The sequence below is a fragment of the Nonomuraea jabiensis genome (genome assembly GCF_014204795.1).
Classification (GTDB): domain Bacteria; phylum Actinomycetota; class Actinomycetes; order Streptosporangiales; family Streptosporangiaceae; genus Nonomuraea; species Nonomuraea jabiensis.
The window spans coordinates 1874018-1891657 of record NZ_JACHMB010000001.1; the positions used below are offsets into that span (position 1 = coordinate 1874018).

A 17640-nucleotide genomic window follows, 5' to 3' on the forward strand; every position below is an offset into this window, starting at 1 on the left:
CGATCGGCTTGGGGCCCGTACGATGTCCGAATGGCGGTGACCGATTCCCCATACCAGGCCAACGAGAGCTCGGAGGTCGGCGACAGCCTTCCCAAGACGATGTCCGTACGCGAACGGCTCGTGCCTCCCATGCACGGCAGCATCCTGTGGGGCTGGATCGGCCCGCTGCTGGTCACCCTTTTCGGCGCCATCCTGCGCTTCATCAACCTGGGCCACCCCAAGGCGGTGGTGTTCGACGAGACGTACTACATGAAGGACGCGTTCTCGCTGATCACCTGGGGTGTCGAGCGGACCACCATCAAGGACGCCGACAAGGCGATCATCGCCGGAAAGACCGACATCTGGCAGTCGTGCACGCCCGAGACCCTCGACAAGTGCGCCTCCTACGTCGTCCACCCGCCGCTGGGCAAGTGGATGATCGGCGCGGGCGAGTGGCTGTTCGGGCTCAACCCGTTCGGCTGGCGCTTCGCCGCCGCGCTGATCGGGTCGCTGTCGATCCTCATCCTGGCCAGGGTGGCCCGCAGGATGACGCGGTCGACGCTGCTGGGCTGCTTCGCCGGCCTGCTGCTGGCCCTCGACGGCCTGCACTACGTGCTCTCGCGCACGGCGCTGCTGGACATCTTCCTGATGTTCTGGGTGCTGGCCGCGTTCGCCTGCCTGGTGGTCGATCGCGACCAGGCCCGCGAGCGGCTCGCGACCTGGTACGAGAGCTCGCCGCTGTCGCCGCACGGCCCCTCGCTGGGGATCAGGTGGTGGCGGATCGCCGCCGGGGTCTGCCTGGCCTTGGCGATGTCGGTCAAGTGGTCGGGGCTGGCGTTCGCCGTGGCGTTCGCGATCATGTCCGTGATGTGGGACTTCGGCGCCCGGCGGGCCGTGGGGCTGCGGCATCCGTACGTCGGGGCGTTCAACAAGGACGTGCCGCAGGCGTTCCTGGCGTTCGCCGTGGTGCCGTTCGTCACCTACATGGCCACCTGGGTCGGCTGGTTCGCCAACGCGACCGGCTACGGCCGCAACTGGGCCCAGGCCACCTCCGCGGACAACCCGCTCTTCTTCCTCTTCGACTCGATGCGGTCGTGGATCAAGTACCAGTGGCAGGTCTACACCTTCCACAGCGGGCTGGAGACCTCGCACCCGTACATGTCGGAGCCCTGGCAGTGGCCGCTGCTGCTGCGCCCGGTCGCCTTCTACTACGAGGGCAGGCAGAACGCGTGCGGCGTCAAGGACTGCTCCGAGGCCGTGCTGGGCGTGGGCACGCCGGTGATCTGGTTCGGGGCGGTGGCCGCGCTGGTGGCCCTGATCGCGTGGTACGTCTCCTCGCGCGACTGGCGGGCGGGGGCCGTGCTGCTGTCGTACGCCATGGGTCTGGTGCCGTGGATCTACTTCGCCGTCGCCGACAACCGTACGATGTTCCTGTTCTACGCCATCCCGATGGTGCCGTTCATGGTGCTGGCCATCACGCTGTGCGCCGGGCTGCTGATCGGGTCGTCGAAACCGACGATCACGGGGGCGATGCCGGTACGGCGCACCGTCGGGGCCGCCGTGGTCGGCGCGTTCACGCTGCTCGCGCTCATCAACTTCTGGTGGCTGCACCCGATCCTGTCCGCCGAACTCATCCCGTACACCGAGTGGAAGGCTCGCATGTTGTTCGAGAAGCGGTGGATATGATCTGCTTACCGTCCGCCCAATAGTGGTTTCTTAGGGTTATCGCTGTGCAAGACCCAATACGCACCGGATTCGGCCATCGTCAGGCCCGGGGTCGATACGGCAAACTTCGAGGCATGAGTGCACCGGATGTCACCGCCCTGCTCGCCGAGTTGGAGCGCTCTCAGCCGGAGTTGGCCGAGGAGGCCAGGACCGCCGTCGAATGGCTGACGGGCGGGGAGCCGCTGGAAACGGTGACCCAGCTCGACGTCTGCGAGTTCCTCTGGTACACCCTGCCGATCAAAGTAGGGCCGCTCAAGCCTGGAGGCGACCACGAACGGCTGGCACGTTCGCTCGGGCGGCTGCTCCAGCTCGGCGGGATGGAGCGCTATGCCGCTCTGTGCGTGTCACCCACGACCCTCCAGATCCTCCGTACCTACGCCCGCGAGGGCGAGGACGCCGGCACCAGCGCCTACCAGCAGGCGCTCGAGGCCACGGGCGTGCTCCCGCCCGACGTCCCCGAACTGCAGTGGAGCATGATCATGGGGCCCGAGGAGCTGGGTGCGCACCTCGCCTGCTCCGCCGCCCTGGAGCTGGCGATCGTCGCCGGTGAGACCGTCGACCGCATCGCCCTGACCCGCCGCTGGCTCACCGAGCCCCGCTCCGATCTGGGCGGCGACAGCTGGCTCAACCGGGTCCACGGCGAACGCCTCAACCGCTGGGTGCTGGGGCGCGGCCCGGCCAGGCGCGAGCTGGCCCAGCCGTTCGAGGTGCGCCTGCACGCGCCCATCACCCCGCAGCCCCTGCCCCCGTTGCACCGCCTCCTCACCCTGGCCGCCTCGGAGGAGAGCCTGCCGCTGCGGCTGGCGCCCTCGCCCGAGGCGCTCAGGCTGCGCGAGCTGGCCGAGCGGGAGCTCGGCGCCATCAGCCGCGACGGCGCGAAACTGGCCATCACCGACTACGGCCGGCGGCTGCTCAAGTCCAAGTCGGCCATGTGGTCGGCGGTCACGAAGCTGCTGCTGGCCAGGGGGAAGCACGAGTTCGAGGTGTCGGCGCGGGAGGCCGCGCTGATGCTGCTGGCCGACGGCACGCTGATGTCACCCGCCGAGTTGCGCGAGCGGGTGGCGGAAGTGGTCGGCGGCGAGGGCTGGCATCCCACCACGACCGTGAAGGACGTCGCCGCGCCGGTGGCCGACCTGATCTCGCAGCTCACCGCCCTGGGGCTGGCCTTCAGCGACGAGCTGGTGGTGCGGATGGACCGCTCCGGCCAGTTCGCCGCCCTGGCGGCCCTGCGCGCCCACGCCCTGCGACCGAGGAAGTACGTCAACCCAAGCTGACGAACGTGCTCAGCCCAGCGGCACGCGGCCCACGGCCTGCTTGAACTCGGGACATTCCACGAGCGGGTCGTGGTCGCAGGTCACCGCGTGCCGCAGGCTGTCGCGCAGCCGGGTGAGCTGCGCGACCCGCTCGGACACCTCGCGCTCCTTGGCCGCCATGCGCTCGCGCAGCCTCGCGTCGGACGGCCTGGCCCGCAGGAACTCGGCGATCTCCGACAGCGTGAACCCCGCGTCACGGGCGCACGTGATCAGCGCCAGGCGCTCCAGCGTCTCGGGACGGTACGCGCGGCGCAGGCCGTTGCGCCCTTCCGCCTGGATGAGCCCCTTGCGCTCGTAGAACCGCAGCGCCGACGCGGCCAGCCCGCTCTGCCTGGCCACCTCGCCTATGTCGATCAACGTGTCTTCCACGACCTGGCTCCTTGACTTGAACCGCGCTTCAAGTCGCAGTCTAGTGCGCATGCGAATTCACCACCTGAACCTCGGCTCCATGCGAGAGATCGAATCCCCGGCCGGGCAGCCGGCGGCGCCCGCCGTGTGCCACGCGCTGCTGGTCGAGACGCCCGCCTCCGGGCTCGTCCTGGTCGAGGCCGGGCTGGGCCTCGACGACGTGGCCAAGCCCCAGGAGATGCTGGAGCGCGAGTGGGCGGAGCTCGTCGAGCCGCTGCTCTCGCCCGACGAGACCGCAGTGCGGCAGGTCGCCGCGCTCGGTTACGACCCGCTCGACGTACGGCACATCGTGCTGACCCACCTGGACGTGGACCACAGCGGCGGCCTGCCCGACTTCCCGCACGCCCAGGTGCATGTCATGGCGGCCGAACTGGAGGACGCCCTCGCCCAGGCCCCCAACCGCCGCTACCGCCCGGGCCACTGGGCCCACTCCCCCAATTGGGTGACTTATCCGGATAAGGGCACCCGCTGGCTGGGCGTGGACGGGGTGCGGCCGCTGGCGGGGCTGGGCGAGGACTTCCTGCTCGTGCCGCTGGACGGGCACACCCGCGGGCACGCCGGAGTGGCGGTCAACGACGGCGAGCGCTGGCTGCTGCACGCCGGAGACGCGTACTTCTACCACGGCGAACTGGACCGCGAGCCCCAGCCGCACCCGCTGATGGACCTCGTGCAGGTCAGCGCCCAGGTCGACGCCGAGCGCCGCCTGTCGAGCCAGGAGCGCCTGCGCTCGCTCGTACACGACCACGGCGTCACAGTCTTCTCCGCGCATGACCCGTGGGAACTGTCCCATTACATACGGTAGTTACCATTGGTCTCATGGAGTTGTTCCCAGCCATGCCGCTCGCGGAGTGGGCGGAGGTCAAGGAGACCTTTCACAGGTTCGCGCAGATCGTGGGGAAGATCCGGTTGTCGTCGAGCAACCGGCGCAATCACTGGTGGCAGGTGCCCTTCCATCCGACCGGGCGCGGGCTCACCACCCGGCCGATGGGCGGGCTGGGCGAGCAGCCGCTGTTCAGCATCGACTTCGACCTGGTGCGCCACCGGCTGGTGGTGGACGTGCTCGACGGGCGCAGCGCCGAGTTCAGCCTGATCGGGCGGTCGGTGGCGTCGTTCCACGACCGGCTCTTCGAGACGCTCGCGGGGCTGGGGATCCGGCCGGAGATCTGGGCCGTGCCGTTCGACCTGGGCGACGACACGCCGTTCGCCGACGACACCCTGCACGCCCGGTACGACCCCGTCCTGATCAACCGCTACTGGCGGATCCTGTCGCAGGTGGCGCAGCTCCTCGACCGCTTCGCCGCGGACTTCGCCGGCAAGACCTCGCCGGTGCACCACTTCTGGCACACGTTCGACATCGCCGTGACCCGCTTCACCGGGCGGGTGGTCCGGGTCTCGCCCGACGCCGACCCGGTCACGCGGGAGGCGTACAGCTGGGAGGTCATCAGCTCGGGGTTCTGGTTCGGCGACAAGGAGCGGCCGTGGCCGGCGTTCTACTCCTACACCGCGCCGGAGCCCCAGGGCCTGGAACGCGAGCCGCTGCGGCCCATCGAGGCCGAGTGGCTGGCCGCACGGGGCAGCCACCTGGCCGTCCTCCGGTACGACGACGTGCGCGCGATGGGTGACCCGGTCGCGTCCGTGCTGGAGTTCCTGGACAGCGCCTACCGGGCGGGGGCCCGGCTGACCGGGCTCGACACGGAGGCGCTGAGCTCCCCCGGGGGCGTCACGGACCCGTACTACGAGAAGTACTGAGCGGAAAGTATTGAGCGCCCGCCCTCCGGGGAGGGCGGGCGCTCAACGTATGGCAACCGGTGTGCAGGTCGCCTCTCGGCGAAAGGCACAACGCGGCTCCAGCCGAACGGTATTCCGCGAAGGCAATAGGTGAGGCCCGGGGACACTGGACACACCGGCCACGATCTATGTAACCACACCCACCCCCCGAACATTCCCCACCCCGACACGAATTTCCGGCCACCACGAGATGACGACCGGCCCAGGGCCGCTAGGAGCGGGCGGGAGCCGTCAGGGCGGTGTCGCGCATGGCGAGGAGGGCCGCGAACGCCAGCACCCCCGCCACCCCGCCGATCCACGCCACCGTCCAGCATGCTCAGGAAGGCGCAGCCGAGCAGCGCGTACGTCACCGCCGTGCGGCTGCGCGCCGGGAGGTCCTCGTAGAGGTCCGTCACCCGGCCTCGCCGCCCTTCAGCGCGCCGTGCAGGAACAGGTGGACCAGCTCCTGAGAGGTGAGCGGGGACGAGCCGCCCCGCCCGGACGCCAGGATCAGGAACTGGAACGCCTCGGCCAGCCGCTCCGGGGGCAGCCTGAGGTCGTCGCGTTCGGGCTCGAACAGCCCGGTCAGCACGTCGCGGGTGGCCGCCATCGACGCCTCCCGCCCCGACAGGGCCTGCGCCCCTCCCCGCGGCCCCTCGGCCGGGCCACGCCCCTCTCCGGAGGCGTCGGAGGGCGTGCCCAGGAGGCGGGGGTCGCGGCGGAGGCCGCCCGAGGCGGCCAGGGCACCGGCGACGGCGCCCATCCGGGCCAGGTAGCCGCGCAGCGCCTCCGCGGCCTCGATCAGCCGCTCCTCCAGCGGCACGTCCAGCGCGATCGCCGCCACGTGCGCGAGCGTGTCGTCGGGCCGCGCCGCCTCCGCCATGCAGGCGGCGAGCAGGGTCTCCTTGTCGCCGAAGGCCCGGAAGATGGTGCCTTCGCCGATGCCCGCGGCGCGGGCGACCTGGCCGGTGGTCACGGAGGTGCCGTACTCCACCACCAGCGGGAGCGCCGCCCTGACGATCATCTCGCGGCGCTGTTCAGGACTCATCGCCGGCGCGCGTCGCCGGCCCGTCTCGTTCGTCATGGCCATCACGGTACGGAGTGAGTACTCACTCCGTCAATGGAATATAGGGTGACCGGCTATGGCGACACTCCTGGCTTTCCACGCGCATCCGGACGACGAGGTGCTCCTGACCGGCGGAACGCTCGCCCGCGCCGCCGCCGAGGGCCACCGCGTGATCGTCGTGGTCGCGACCGACGGCGTCATGAAGTCCGTCGCGGAGGGCGGCACGACCAGGATGGACGAGCTGCGCGCCGCCGCCGCCGAGCTGGGCGTGGCGCGCGTCGAGCACCTGGGCTACGCCGACAGCGGGCACGGCAAGGACCTGTACCCCGACCCGCCGGACCGGATGCGGTTCGTACGCGCGAGCACGGAGGAGGCCGCGGCCAGGCTCGCCGCGATCCTGCGCGAGGAGAAGGTGGACCTCCTGCTCAGCTACGACCCCAACGGCGGCTACGGCCACCGCGACCACGTCAAGGTGCACGAGGTCGGCAAGCGGGCCGCCGCGCTGGCCGGGGTGCCCCGCGTGCTGGAGGCCACGGTCCCGCGTGACGCCGCCGTCCGGCTGCTGCGCCTGGTCCGCCTGCTGCGGATCCCGCTCCGCTACGACGAGCGCGAGCTGGCGAAGGCGTACAGCCCCGGCAAGGCCATCACCCACCGGATCGACGTGCGCCGCTACGCCGGGCGGAAGCAGCGGGCGCTGGCCGCCCACCGCTCCCAGATCAGCGGCGGCGGCCGGCTGTCCGCCGTCGCGAGAGTGCTCGTGCGGCTCCCGGCGCCCGTGTTCGGCCTGCTGCTCGGCCGCGAATGGTACGTCGAGGCGAAGACCCGCTAGAGCCGCGCCGCCCGGCCACGCAGGTAACGCTGCTGCGGGAAGCTGGTCGTACGCCTGGCCGCCTCCTCGTAGGAGTCGCGGGCGGCCGCGTGGTCGCCCGCCAGCTCCAGCAGGTGCCCGCGGACCGCGTGCAGCCGGTGGTCGTCCGAGAGGTGCTCCTGGAGGGGTTCGAGCAGGCGGAGTCCCGCGAGTGGGCCGCGGGCCATGGCCACGGCGACGGCGTGGTTGAGTGCCACCATGGGGTTGCCGGCGATGCGCATCAGCAGCTCGTACAGCGCGACGATCTGCGGCCAGTCGGTCTCCTCCGCGCTCGGCGCCTCGTCATGCACGGCCGCGATCGCCGCCTGGAGCTGGTACGGGCCCGGCGTGCCGCGGGAGAGCGCCCGAGTGACCAGGTCGACGCCCTCGGCGATGTGGCCGGAGTGCCACTTGGCGCGGTCCTGCTCGGCCATCGGGATCAGCGCGCCGTCGGGGCCCGTACGCGCCGGTCGCCGCGCGTCGGTGAGCAGCATGAGCGCGAGCAGCCCCGCCACCTCGGGGTCGTCGGGCAGCAGCCGGCGCACCATGCGGGCCAGCCGGATCGCCTCGTCGGTCAGCTCCGCGCGCACCAGGTCGGGCCCGGACGTGCCGGCGTACCCCTCGTTGAAGATCAGGTAGAGCACGTGCAGCACCACGCCGAGGCGCTCGGCCCGCTCCTCCGCCCTGGGCAGCCCGAACGGCAGGCCGCTGTCCTTGACGCGCTGCTTGGCCCGCGTGATGCGGCGCGTCATCGTGCCCTCGGGCACCAGGAACGCGCGGGCGATCTCCGCCGTCGTCAGGCCGCCGACCGCGCGCAGGGTGAGCGCGATCTGCGAGGCCGGCGACAGCGACGGGTGGCAGCACATGAACAGCAGGATGAGCGTGTCGTCCGCCCCGGAGACCGGCTGGTCGGCGGCGGGCGCCAGCCAGTCCTCCGGCAGCGTCCAGGCCGCCACGGCGTCCTCGCGGCGCAGGCGCGCCTGCTCGCTGCGCAGCAGGTCGGTCAGCCGGCGCGCGGCGACGGTGATCAGCCACGCCCGCGGATCGTCCGGTACGCCCTCCTTCGGCCACTGCACCGCGGCCGCCAGCAGCGCCTCCTGGACGGCGTCCTCGGCGGTGGCGAAATGCCCGTAACGCCGTACCACCGCGCCGAGGACCTGCGGCGCCAGCTCGCGCAGCAGGTCCCCGGCCACCGTGCCGTCGATCAGAACCCCAGGTCCGCGCCGCCCTCGGCGATGGGCCGGACGTCGGTCACGCTGCCGTCCCAGACGCCGCCGGGGCTCGGGCACTTCGACAGGCGTCCGGCGATCTCGGTCGCCCGGTCGAAGCTGTCGCACTCGACGATCCAGTAGCCCGCGAGCACCTCCTGCGTCTCCGCGTACGGGCCGTCGGTCACGACCGGGACGCCGTCGCGCAGGTGGAGCCTCCTGGTGTGCACGGGCGCGACCAGGCCGCGCGTCTCCACGAGCTCGCCGGACTCCTCCAGCTCCTTGTTGAACGCCTCCATGAACTGGTGCATCGCCGCGACGTCCGCCGGCGACCAGGCAGGCTGCCCTTCGGCGTCCTTGCCGGACAGGACGTCGTAGTCCTGCTGCGTGCCGTACGACAGGATCATGTACTTCATGGTGACCGAGTCCTCTCTCGTGTGCCTCTCACCAGGTACGTCGGAGCCGAGCCCGCTCACCGGACACCCCTACGATGCCAGACATGCCATTTGCGACAGCCGTGGACGGCGTGAAGCTGTCCTACCAGGTCCGCGGCGGCGGGCAGCCCCTCGTCCTCCTGCAGGGGCAGGCCAACGAGCACCGCTGGTGGGATCCCGTACGCCCGGACTTCGAGCAGGAGTTCCGCACCATCACCTTCGACTACCGCGGCACGGGCGGCAGCGACAAACCCGACGAGCCGTACACCACCCGGGGGTTCGCCGCCGACGTGCTGGCCGTGCTCGACGAGCTGGGCGTGGAGAAGGCGCACGTCTACGGGACGTCGATGGGCGGGCGGGTGGCCCAGTGGCTGGCGGCCGACCATCCCGAGCGGGTCGGGTCGCTGGTGCTCGGCTGCAGCTCGCCGGGCGGCGCCCACGGCATCGAGCGGGACAACGACGTGCGCAGGTCGCTGGCCCAGCCGGACCGGGCGGCCGCCGAGCGGGCGCTGCTGGAGCTCATGTACACGCCTGCCTGGCTGGCCACCCACCCGGGCCCCCACCGCACGGTCGGCGACCCGGCCATGCCCGCGTACGCGCGCCGCCGCCACCTGGCCGCCAGCGCCGGGCACGACAGCTGGGCCGCGCTGCCCTCCATCACCGCGCCCACGCTGGTGGTGCACGGCACCGACGACGTGTTCAACCCGGCGGCCAACGCGCCGCTGCTGGCCGACCGCATCCCCGGGGCGGAGCTGCGGATGATCGAGGGGGCGCGGCACGCGTACTTCGAGGAGTTCAGGCAGGTCGCGAGCCCTCTGGTGCTGGATTTCCTGCTCGGCGGCGCAAGTAGGACCTGATCTGACCTACTTCGTGCGTAGCCTGCGGGCATGAACATTCCTGAGGGATACACCACCGTCACGCCGTGGATCATCGGACCCGACACCGCGGGCCTCATCGACTACCTCAAGGCCGCGTTCGACGCCGTCGAGCTGTCCCGCGTGACCGACGACGAAGGGCGCATCGGGCACGCGGAGGTGCGGATCGGGGACGCCGTGGTGATGATGTTCGACTCGGCTCCAGGCTGGCCGCCCACGCCCGCCTTCCTGCGCCTGTACGTCCCCGACGCCGACGCCGCCCACCGCCGGGCCGTCGAGGCGGGCGGGACGTCGGTGACGGAGGTCACGCACCTGTTCTGGGGCGACCGGGTCGGGCGGGTGCGCGACCCGTTCGGCAACCTGTGGTGGATCCAGGCGCGCGTCGAGGAGGTCTCGCCCGAGGAGATGGAGCTCCGCATGAGCGACCCCGTCTTCACGAAGGCGATGGAGTACGTCCAGGGCGCGGACTTCTTCCCTAAGCAGTGATGCGCCTGGCCAGCGAGACGAGGTCGGGGGCCGACAGGCACGGGGCGCTCATCACGCTCGGGTACGGCGTGCCGCGCCGCTCCAGCCAGGCCCCCGACAGCCCGGCCCGCTGGGCCCCGTCGATGTCCCATGGGTGCACCGCGACCAGGACCGCCTGGTCGGGCCGCACCCCGGCCTGGGCGGCCGCATACTCGTAGGCCGCGCGGGCGGGCTTCCACGCGCGGGGGCCGCTCACGTCCAGCGTGGCCTCCACCAGGTCGAACAGCCCTTCGCGGCGCAGGATCCCCTCAGTCATGGCCGCCGCCCCGTTCGTCATGGTGAACAGGCGCAGGCCGCTCTCGCGCAGCAGCCGCATGCCCTCGGGGACGTCGGGATGCACCCGCAGCTCGGTGAACCCCTTCAGCACGTGGCTCACCGCCTCGTCCCCGGCCCCCATCTCCTTGAGCACGTCGGCGGCGATCCGGCCGAACTCGGCGAAACCGCCCGCCGCCGTGAGCGCGAACCCGTCGCGCAGCACGCTCGCGAACCACGTCCCCATCTGCTCGCCGGACAGCCCCACCTCCTCGAACCTGCCCCGCATCGGCTCCATGTCGGTCAGCGTCTCGTTGACGTCGAAGATCACTATCTGCGGCTTCATGGCCGGTCCCTTCTGAGAGAGTCGAGTGCGGCGGACGCGCCCTTGCCGAGGGCGGCCGGGTCCGCGCCGGCGCGCGAGCGGAGGTTCACCCCGTAGGCCAGCAGGGTCAGGGACTCCGCGGTCGCGTCGAGGTCGAGGCCGCCGGCGAGCTGCCCCTGGGCCCTGGCCGCCTCCAGGGCCGTGCGCATCGTCGCGCGGAGCCGGTCGTGGTGCTGGTCCAGCACCTGGCGCACGGCCGGGTCCGCGCTCTCGGCGCCGGCGTTGGTCGCCATGCAGCCCCAGCGCGCGTGCTCGCCCGCGCACCTGATGCGGATCAGGCGGTCGAAGAACTCCTCGATCGCGGGCAGCCCCCGCCCGTCGTCTGCCAGGGCCTGGAACATCGGCTGCGAGCGCCGCTCGACGTAGCGGCGCAGCGCCCGCACGTACAGGTCCTGCTTGCCGCCGTAGGTCGCGTACAGGCTGGAGCGGCTGAGGCCGGTCGCCGCGATCACCTCCGCGATGCCCGTGGTGGCGGCCCCGCGCTGCCAGAACAGGCGCTCCACCTGCTCCAGCACCGCGTCGGGATCGAAATGCTTCACGTCCGGCATCGGCACCTCCGCGCTTATCTTGGAACAACTGGTCCAAGATAGCAAATCATTTGCGCGGATCTCCGAAGCCTTGCTACGTTCGCCCTCATGTCCAGCCCCGAGGCGTCAAGACGCTAGCCACCGGTCATCCGGTGGCTGTCTCGCGCTGACGCCGGGCTCTCCGCGAGCCGTGCGCTTCTTCGTGATGCGGCCGATTCCTCCAGCGGGGCAGGACCTTCCTCCGGCCTGCCCGCTTCCTTGTCGATCCTCGATACGGTCGCGGAGTTCTCTCATGCCTTTCGCTGTCTACCTGCTCGGACTGGCGGTTTTCGCCCAGGGGACGTCCGAGTTCATGCTGTCCGGGCTCATCCCGGGCATCGCGCGGGACCTGCGGGTATCCATCCCCGCCGCAGGGCTGCTCACCTCGGCCTTCGCCGTCGGGATGGTGGTCGGGGCGCCGCTCATGGCGGTGCTCAGCCTGCGCTGGTCCCGGCGGTTCGCGCTGCTGGCCTTCCTGGTCACGTTCCTGGTCGTACACGTGGTGGGCGCGCTCACCACCAGCTACGGCGTGCTGCTCGGCACGCGGGTGATCGCGGCGCTGGCCAACGCCGGGTTCCTGGCGGTGGCCATGGCGACCGCCGTCGCGCTCGCGCCTTCCGACGCCAAGGGGCGCGCCACCTCCGTCCTCCTCGGCGGCGTCACGATCGCCTGCGTCGCGGGCGTGCCGGGCGGCGCGCTGCTGGGCGAGGTGTGGGGGTGGCGCTCGGCGTTCTGGGCGGTGGCCGTCGCGCTGGTCCCGGCCATCGTCGCGGTGCTCAAGTCCGTACCGTCCGGCCCGGCCGGGGGCGGGGACGGGGGTGCCGGCCCGGCCGGTGCGCGGGCCCGCGGGGAGCTGCGGGCGCTGCGCCGGCCGCGGCTGCTGGTCCTCCTCGCGCTGGCCGCTCTGGTGAACGGCGGCACCTTCTGCACGTTCACCTACCTCGCGCCCCTGCTCACCGGGGACACCGGGATCGGGTCCTCCTGGATGCCGCTGATGCTGGCGCTGTTCGGGCTGGGCTCGTTCGCCGGGGTGACCGCCAGCGGGCGGGTGGCCGACCGGCGGCCGACCCGGCTCCTGGTTATCTGCGGGCCGGCGCTGGCCGCCGGATGGGCCGTCTTCGCGCTGGCGGCCGGCGCGCCGGTGCCCGCGGTCGTGCTCGTCTTCGTCCAGGGGACGCTCTCGTTCGCCGTGGGTTCCACGCTGATCTCCCAGGTGCTGTACGCGGCCACCGGCGCCCCCACCCTGGCCGGCGGGTTCGCCACGGCGGCGCTCAACGTGGGCGCGACGCTCGGCCCGTGGCTGGGCGGCCTGACCATCGGGGCCGGGCTCGGGCTGCGCTCGCCCCTGTGGGTGAGCGCCCTGCTGGTGGCCGCCGCCCTGGTCACCGCCGCCGTCGCTCGCGCCGTCGGGGTGAACCCGGTGGAGAAGGGCCAGCCGGCTGTAGCACAGTAAGGGGAATGGAACCCGCTGCGCGCTTTCGCCGAGAGGTCAGAGCATTTCAGGACGCCGCCCGGCAGGCGGCACAGACCGGCGCGGCGCCGCCGGTGCCGTCCTGTCCCGGCTGGTCGGTCGCCGACCTGCTGATCCACCTGGGCTCCGTGCACCGGGGCGTGTTCCGCATCATCGAGGACCGGCTCGACGGGCCTCCGGACGGCTCCGACCTGTCCTTCGCCGGGCTGCCACCGGACCTCACGGGGTGGCCCGACCCGCGGCACGCGCCCAACCTCGGGCCGATCCCTGACGGGGTGCTCGGCTGGTTCCAGGAAGGGGCGGCCCGGCTGGCGGCGCTCTTCGACGAGCGCGACGCCGGCGATCCGGCGTGGACCTGGTCGAAGGAGCAGAGCGTCGGGTTCTGGGTGCGGATGCAGACCATCGAGGCCGCCGTGCACCGCTGGGACGCCGAGAACGCCCTCGGCGTCCCCCGCCCGATCCACGAGGACGTGGCGGCCGACGCGGTGACGCAGACGTTCGAGGTCATGGTGCCCGCGCGGCGGGAGTGGACGCAGGCGCCCGCCGGGGCGGGCGAGCGGTTCCGCTTCCTGCGCACGGACGGCGAGGGCGACTGGGCGGTCCACTTCGACGGCCCGGACGTACGGCTGTCCTCCGGGGCGGGCGGCGGCGACTTCGACGTCGAGCTGGCCGGGAGCGCGTCGGACCTCATGCTGTTCCTCTGGAACCGCATCCCGGCCGACGGCCTCGACGTGCGCGGGGACAAGAGCGGGCTCGACCGCTACTTCGTCCTGGCGCCTCCCGTGTGACCCCCTCCTACGAGCTGCGGGCGAGGAGTCCCATCGACAGGGCCAGCCCGTTGCGCGCCCACATGCCCAGGTGGGTCTTCGGCACCATCATGCGTACGTTGGGCCCGATCTGCTGCTTGCGCTTGACGAGCTCCCGGTGCCCCTCCTCGTACCGCCGGAAGGCGATCTGGTGGTCGGAGGTGCCCGCGAGCTCCTCGGCCAGCCGGTACGCCCCCACGACGGCCAGCTCCGCCCCGGCTCCCGACGCCGGGGAGGCGCAGTAGGCGGCGTCCCCCACGAGCGCCACCCGGCCCGACGACCACGAGGGCAGGTGCACCTGGCTCAGCGCGTCGAAGTAGAAGTCGGGATCGGCGAGGGCCCCGTCGAGCAGTTCGCGCACCCGCCAGGAGGTCTCGTGGCCGAACGCCTCCTTCAGCAGCGTCCTGTGCTGCTCGGCGTCGCGATGGTCATGGGCCAGCGGCGCCGACCTGAAGATGAAGTACGCCTTCGCCTGGGCGTGGTTGCCGGACCGGTAGAGCCCCGCCATCTTGCCCGGAAGGTTGTACATCGTCACCCACCGGTCCTCCCCCAGCGCTGAGTCCGCGTTCGCGAACGCGAAGTAGTGCCCCATGTGGCGCAGGGCCCCCTCCTCGGGCCCGAAGGCCAGCCGCCGCACCGAAGAGTGCAGCCCGTCGGCCCCGACGACCAGGTCGAACCGCCGCGTCGTGCCGCCCTCGAACGACACCGTCACGCCGCCGGCGTCCTCCTCCATCGACCGGACGGAGTCGCCGAAGACGTACTCCACCTCCGGCTCGGCGACCTCGTGCAGCAGCCCCACCAGGTCGCCCCGCATGATCTCGATCTCGCCGTTCCGGCTCATGTTCACGCGGGCCACGGCCCGGTCCGCCGCGTCGACGAACTTCATGCCCCGCACGTCCGCCGCCGCGGCCCTGACCCGCGGCAGGATCCCCATCCGCGCGGCCACCTCGGTCGCCTCGTCGCGCAGGTCCACCCCGTTGCCGCCCGTGCGCAGCCGCGGCGCCCGCTCGACCAGCGTGGCCCGCATCCCGTGCCGCGCCAGCCAGTACGCCAGCGTCTGCCCGGCGATGCTCGCCCCGACCACCAGAATCTCCGTCATGTCTCCACCCTCCTGACCGTTGGTCAGTTCAGGACTATAGGCTCCCGACCAACGGTCAGGCAAGGTCTAGAATCGGCGGCGTGACGGACGACACTCGCTCGCGGATCCTCCAGGTGGCGCACGACCTGTTCGCCGCGCAGGGCTACCACGCCACCTCGATCCGCGAGATCGCGGAGCGGCTGGAGCTGACCAAGACCGCGGTCCTCTACCACTTCCCCAGCAAGAAGGAGATCATCGCGGCCCTGGCCGAGCCGCTGCTGGCCGACATGGAGGCCGCCGTCGACGCGGCCAACCGCGCGCCGGGGAGCGACGAGCGCCGGAAGCGGTGGGCGGTGATCGAGGGCCTGCTCGACGTCTGGCTGACCCACCGCGACCTGCTGAGGCTGCAGATGCGCGACCTGGCGCTGGCCGCGGAGGGGTCGGTCTTCGACCGTTTCCGGGACGCCGCCTACCTGGCCCAGCACCTCATCGCCGGCCCGCTCGCCGACCACGTGGACCGCATCCGGGCGGCGCAGGCGTTCGGCATGCTGAGCGACCCCGTCGTGATGTTCGCCGACCTGCCGGCGGAGATGCTGCGCCCCGCCGTGCTGTCCGGGGTCGAACGCCTGCTGGAGGACCGTCCCGAGCCTGCGGCGCAGGAGGCGCGCCGCCGCGGCCGGCCGGGGGCGATGACGCCGGAGGACGTCGAGCGGGCCAGGCGCATGCACGCCTCGGGCCGGCACACCGCCGCCGAGATCGCCCGCGCCCTCGGCGTCTCCCGCGCCACCCTCTACCGGCACTTGTCCGGATAATATTGAGACACTGTGTGAGACATTTTCGAGACACCGCCGGGGTGACGGTCGCGGGCACGGCGGGGGAATCCTCCGCGCACGGGCGTTTAATTCGGTGGTGTCCTGACAGCCGGCGAAGCTACTGTTGCTGCAGGTCAGCGAGTGGGCACGCGGTTGTCAGCGCGCTGTCCCCTGCGGACCCGCGGCTCACCCGTACGGAATCGACCGACGGCGAAGCGATGGTCACCACTGGCGCCGTCCCAACGCCCCCGACGATCGCGAGCCGCGGGTCCCGCCCCCTCACCGGCCGGCGAAGCCGTCGAGGGCGGCGGACAGCTCCTTGGAGAGCGTGCCGCTGCCGGTGTGCCCGGAGTCGTCCACGACGACCAGCCTGGCGTCCGGCCAGGCCTTCGCCAGCTCCCAGGCCGTCTCCAGCGGGCCGCCCAGATCGAGCCGGCCGTGGATCAGCACGCCGGGGATCCCCGCCAGCCGCCCCGCCTCCCGCAGCAGCACGCCCTCCTCCAGCCAGGCGGCGTTGGAGAAGTAGTGAGAGCAGAGCCGGACCAGCGCCATCACCGCGTCGGCCGGGCGGTCGCTGTAGGCGTTCGGCTTGCCGTTGGGCTCCATGGAGATCACCGCGTCCTCCCAGGTGACCCAGTCACTGGCCGCCTTCGCGCGGACCTCGGGGTCGGGGTCGGCCAGGAGCCGCGAGTACGCCGCCAGCAGCGCGAAGGTGTCACCGTCGCGGTCGGCCTCGGGCACGCCCTGCCTGAAGCGCTCCCACTCCTCGGGGAAGAACCGCCCGACGCCGCGGTAGAGCCAGTCGATCTCGGAGCGGCGCGTGGTCGTGACGGCCACGATGACCATCTCCGACACCCGGGCCGGATGGGCCTCGGCGTAGGCCAGCATCAGCGTCGAGCCCCATGAGCCGCCGTACAGCAGCCACTTGTCGATGCCGAGGTGCTCGCGCAGCCGCTCCATGTCGGCGACGAGGTGGTGGGTCGTGTTGGTGCTCAGGTCGACGGACGGGTCGCTGGCGTGCGGGCGGCTGCGACCGCAGTTTCGCTGGTCGAACAGGACGATCCGGTAGCGCTCCGGGTCGAAGAGCCGGCGCACCCCCGTCTTGCACCCCGATCCGGGGCCGCCGTGGACGACGAGCGCGGGTTTGCCCTCCGGGTTGCCGCAGACCTCCCAGTAGACGAGGTTGCCGTCACCGGTGTCGAGCAGGCCGTGGTCGTACGGCTCGATGGGGGGATACATGGAGCGAGCTTATCGAGACGGCCGCGGTGGACCCGGTGGACCACCGCGGCCGTGCGGTCACGCGACCTTGGACGAGGGGGCCGCCCAGGTGTTGCACGAGCCGGGGTCGCCGGTGGTGAAGCCGCGCTTGAGCCAGTAGCTCACCGAGGCCCGGCCTCCGAACTCGCGCACCTCGGCGGGGTCGTCGCTCTGCCGGAGGCGGACGAGCTTGTTCCAGTCGCTCAGGTTCCTGCCCTCGATCGGCCAGACGCTCTTGGTGAAGGCGGCGGCGAAGCATTCGTTCTGAAGGTTCATACGGCGCTGCTGCTCATGCAACTCCGTCTTTTTGTCATAGGGCAACTTGTCGTACGCTTTGGCGATTCCGACCAATTTCTGCACGTGGTAGCCGTACACGGCGGCCGCCGTCGTGAACAGCCAGAGGTCGTCGGGCTCGTCGAGCCAGTCCTTGCCGAGCTGGAAGACCAGCGTCTCGGTGCGGTCGCAGTACCAGGTCTGGGAATTCAGTTTTCCGATGTCGTAGCCGCACCACTTCTTGGGAATCCGGTCCATATGCTGCACCTTGACCGGTCTGTACGTGATGCCGGCATTCGTGAGGTGCCGTTCCCAGGTGGTTTCCAGGCAGGCGATGACCGCGTCGAGGTAGGCGCGGGCCTGCTTGCGATTGTTCGGCTCCAGCGACGGCTCCGTACAGGTGGTCGTCGGGAGTGCGCCCGCATTATAGAGCGGATTGGCGGTTAATTGGGACGATTTGACGGGGTATGCAGCCGCCTGGGCGGTAGCCGTACCGGCTAACGGCATCATGAGGGCGCCCGTAAGCGCCGCGAGCATGAGAAGTTTCACGAGTCGTGAGAATAGGACCTCTCGGTAAAGAGGGCTAGATACAA

General features: G+C 71.5%; 19 protein-coding genes. 10 read left to right on the forward strand and 9 right to left on the reverse strand.

Features of this window, described 5'->3' with window-relative positions:
- The first annotated feature begins 30 nt into the window (after window positions 1–30).
- Together HD596_RS08045 and HD596_RS08050 are read left to right on the forward strand one after the other, a co-directional pair.
- Complete coding sequence (locus HD596_RS08045) at window positions 31–1665, forward strand: dolichyl-phosphate-mannose--protein mannosyltransferase (RefSeq protein ID WP_185068664.1); 1635 nt, start codon at window positions 31–33, stop codon at window positions 1663–1665.
- A gap of 113 nt (window positions 1666–1778) precedes the next feature.
- Window positions 1779–2978 (forward strand): hypothetical protein, encoded by a 1200-nt coding sequence (locus HD596_RS08050; RefSeq protein WP_185068665.1) that lies wholly within the window; start codon window positions 1779–1781, stop codon window positions 2976–2978.
- Between the two features lie 9 nt (window positions 2979–2987).
- Here the strand turns inward: HD596_RS08050 and HD596_RS08055 are convergent, their stop codons facing one another.
- On the reverse strand, window positions 2988–3386 hold the full coding sequence (locus HD596_RS08055) for a MerR family transcriptional regulator (RefSeq protein WP_313043208.1): 399 nt from the start codon (window positions 3384–3386) through the stop codon (window positions 2988–2990).
- Window positions 3387–3465: 79 nt separating this feature from the next.
- Between HD596_RS08055 and HD596_RS08060 the strand changes: the two genes are divergently transcribed.
- Window positions 3466–4227: an MBL fold metallo-hydrolase gene (locus HD596_RS08060; RefSeq protein WP_246554212.1), complete on the forward strand. Its 762-nt coding sequence runs from the start codon at window positions 3466–3468 to the stop codon at window positions 4225–4227.
- 14 nt (window positions 4228–4241) lie between these two features.
- Window positions 4242–5174 carry a DUF5996 family protein gene (locus HD596_RS08065; protein WP_185068668.1) on the forward strand — a complete coding sequence of 311 codons (933 nt, stop codon included), beginning with the start codon at window positions 4242–4244 and terminating at the stop codon, window positions 5172–5174.
- Window positions 5175–5604: 430 nt separating this feature from the next.
- On the opposite strand, the gene HD596_RS08070 is transcribed toward HD596_RS08065, so the two are convergent.
- The gene (locus tag HD596_RS08070) at window positions 5605–6276 is read right to left on the reverse strand and encodes a TetR/AcrR family transcriptional regulator (protein WP_246554214.1); all 672 of its coding nucleotides are present in this window, start codon (window positions 6274–6276) and stop codon (window positions 5605–5607) included.
- A gap of 58 nt (window positions 6277–6334) precedes the next feature.
- Between HD596_RS08070 and HD596_RS08075 the strand changes: the two genes are divergently transcribed.
- A complete protein-coding gene (locus tag HD596_RS08075; RefSeq protein WP_185068669.1) occupies window positions 6335–7087 on the forward strand; it encodes a PIG-L deacetylase family protein in 753 nt (250 codons plus the stop codon).
- Here the strand turns inward: HD596_RS08075 and HD596_RS08080 are convergent.
- Together HD596_RS08080 and HD596_RS08085 are read right to left on the reverse strand one after the other, a co-directional pair.
- A complete protein-coding gene (locus HD596_RS08080) occupies window positions 7084–8298 on the reverse strand; it encodes a sigma-70 family RNA polymerase sigma factor (protein ID WP_313043209.1) in 1215 nt (404 codons plus the stop codon). The two genes, HD596_RS08075 and HD596_RS08080, sit on opposite strands and share 4 nt — an antisense overlap.
- 11 nt (window positions 8299–8309) lie before the next feature.
- Window positions 8310–8729, reverse strand: a complete 420-nt coding sequence (locus tag HD596_RS08085) for a YciI family protein (protein WP_185068670.1) — start codon at window positions 8727–8729, stop codon at window positions 8310–8312.
- Between the two features lie 83 nt (window positions 8730–8812).
- On the opposite strand from HD596_RS08085, the gene HD596_RS08090 reads away from it, so the two are divergent.
- Complete coding sequence (locus HD596_RS08090) at window positions 8813–9604, forward strand: alpha/beta fold hydrolase (protein ID WP_185068671.1); 792 nt, start codon at window positions 8813–8815, stop codon at window positions 9602–9604.
- A 30-nt stretch (window positions 9605–9634) separates the two neighbouring features.
- Window positions 9635–10108: a VOC family protein gene (locus HD596_RS08095; protein WP_185068672.1), complete on the forward strand. Its 474-nt coding sequence runs from the start codon at window positions 9635–9637 to the stop codon at window positions 10106–10108.
- Here the strand turns inward: HD596_RS08095 and HD596_RS08100 are convergent.
- Together HD596_RS08100 and HD596_RS08105 are read right to left on the reverse strand one after the other, a co-directional pair.
- The gene (locus HD596_RS08100) at window positions 10098–10745 is read right to left on the reverse strand and encodes a haloacid dehalogenase type II (protein ID WP_185068673.1); all 648 of its coding nucleotides are present in this window, start codon (window positions 10743–10745) and stop codon (window positions 10098–10100) included. The genes HD596_RS08095 and HD596_RS08100 overlap by 11 nt on opposite strands.
- On the reverse strand, window positions 10742–11332 hold the full coding sequence (locus tag HD596_RS08105; RefSeq protein WP_185068674.1) for a TetR/AcrR family transcriptional regulator: 591 nt from the start codon (window positions 11330–11332) through the stop codon (window positions 10742–10744). The genes HD596_RS08100 and HD596_RS08105 overlap by 4 nt, the downstream gene beginning before the upstream one ends.
- Before the next feature lie 271 nt (window positions 11333–11603).
- On the opposite strand from HD596_RS08105, the gene HD596_RS08110 reads away from it, so the two are divergent.
- The gene (locus tag HD596_RS08110) at window positions 11604–12803 is read left to right on the forward strand and encodes a Cmx/CmrA family chloramphenicol efflux MFS transporter (RefSeq protein ID WP_185068675.1); all 1200 of its coding nucleotides are present in this window, start codon (window positions 11604–11606) and stop codon (window positions 12801–12803) included.
- A gap of 5 nt (window positions 12804–12808) precedes the next feature.
- Window positions 12809–13609 carry a maleylpyruvate isomerase family mycothiol-dependent enzyme gene (locus HD596_RS08115; protein ID WP_185068676.1) on the forward strand — a complete coding sequence of 267 codons (801 nt, stop codon included), beginning with the start codon at window positions 12809–12811 and terminating at the stop codon, window positions 13607–13609.
- A 7-nt stretch (window positions 13610–13616) separates the two neighbouring features.
- On the opposite strand, the gene HD596_RS08120 is transcribed toward HD596_RS08115, so the two are convergent.
- The gene (locus HD596_RS08120; protein ID WP_185068677.1) at window positions 13617–14726 is read right to left on the reverse strand and encodes an FAD-dependent monooxygenase; all 1110 of its coding nucleotides are present in this window, start codon (window positions 14724–14726) and stop codon (window positions 13617–13619) included.
- Between the two features lie 80 nt (window positions 14727–14806).
- On the opposite strand from HD596_RS08120, the gene HD596_RS64670 reads away from it, so the two are divergent.
- The gene (locus tag HD596_RS64670) at window positions 14807–15517 is read left to right on the forward strand and encodes a TetR family transcriptional regulator (protein ID WP_185068678.1); all 711 of its coding nucleotides are present in this window, start codon (window positions 14807–14809) and stop codon (window positions 15515–15517) included.
- 279 nt (window positions 15518–15796) lie between these two features.
- On the opposite strand, the gene pip is transcribed toward HD596_RS64670, so the two are convergent.
- Both pip and HD596_RS08135 read right to left on the reverse strand, forming a co-directional pair.
- Entirely contained in the window at window positions 15797–16756 is a 960-nt protein-coding gene (gene pip, locus HD596_RS08130) for a prolyl aminopeptidase (RefSeq protein WP_185068679.1), read from the reverse strand.
- 57 nt (window positions 16757–16813) lie between these two features.
- A complete protein-coding gene (locus HD596_RS08135; protein WP_185068680.1) occupies window positions 16814–17596 on the reverse strand; it encodes a neutral zinc metallopeptidase in 783 nt (260 codons plus the stop codon).
- Window positions 17597–17640: the final 44 nt, after the last annotated feature.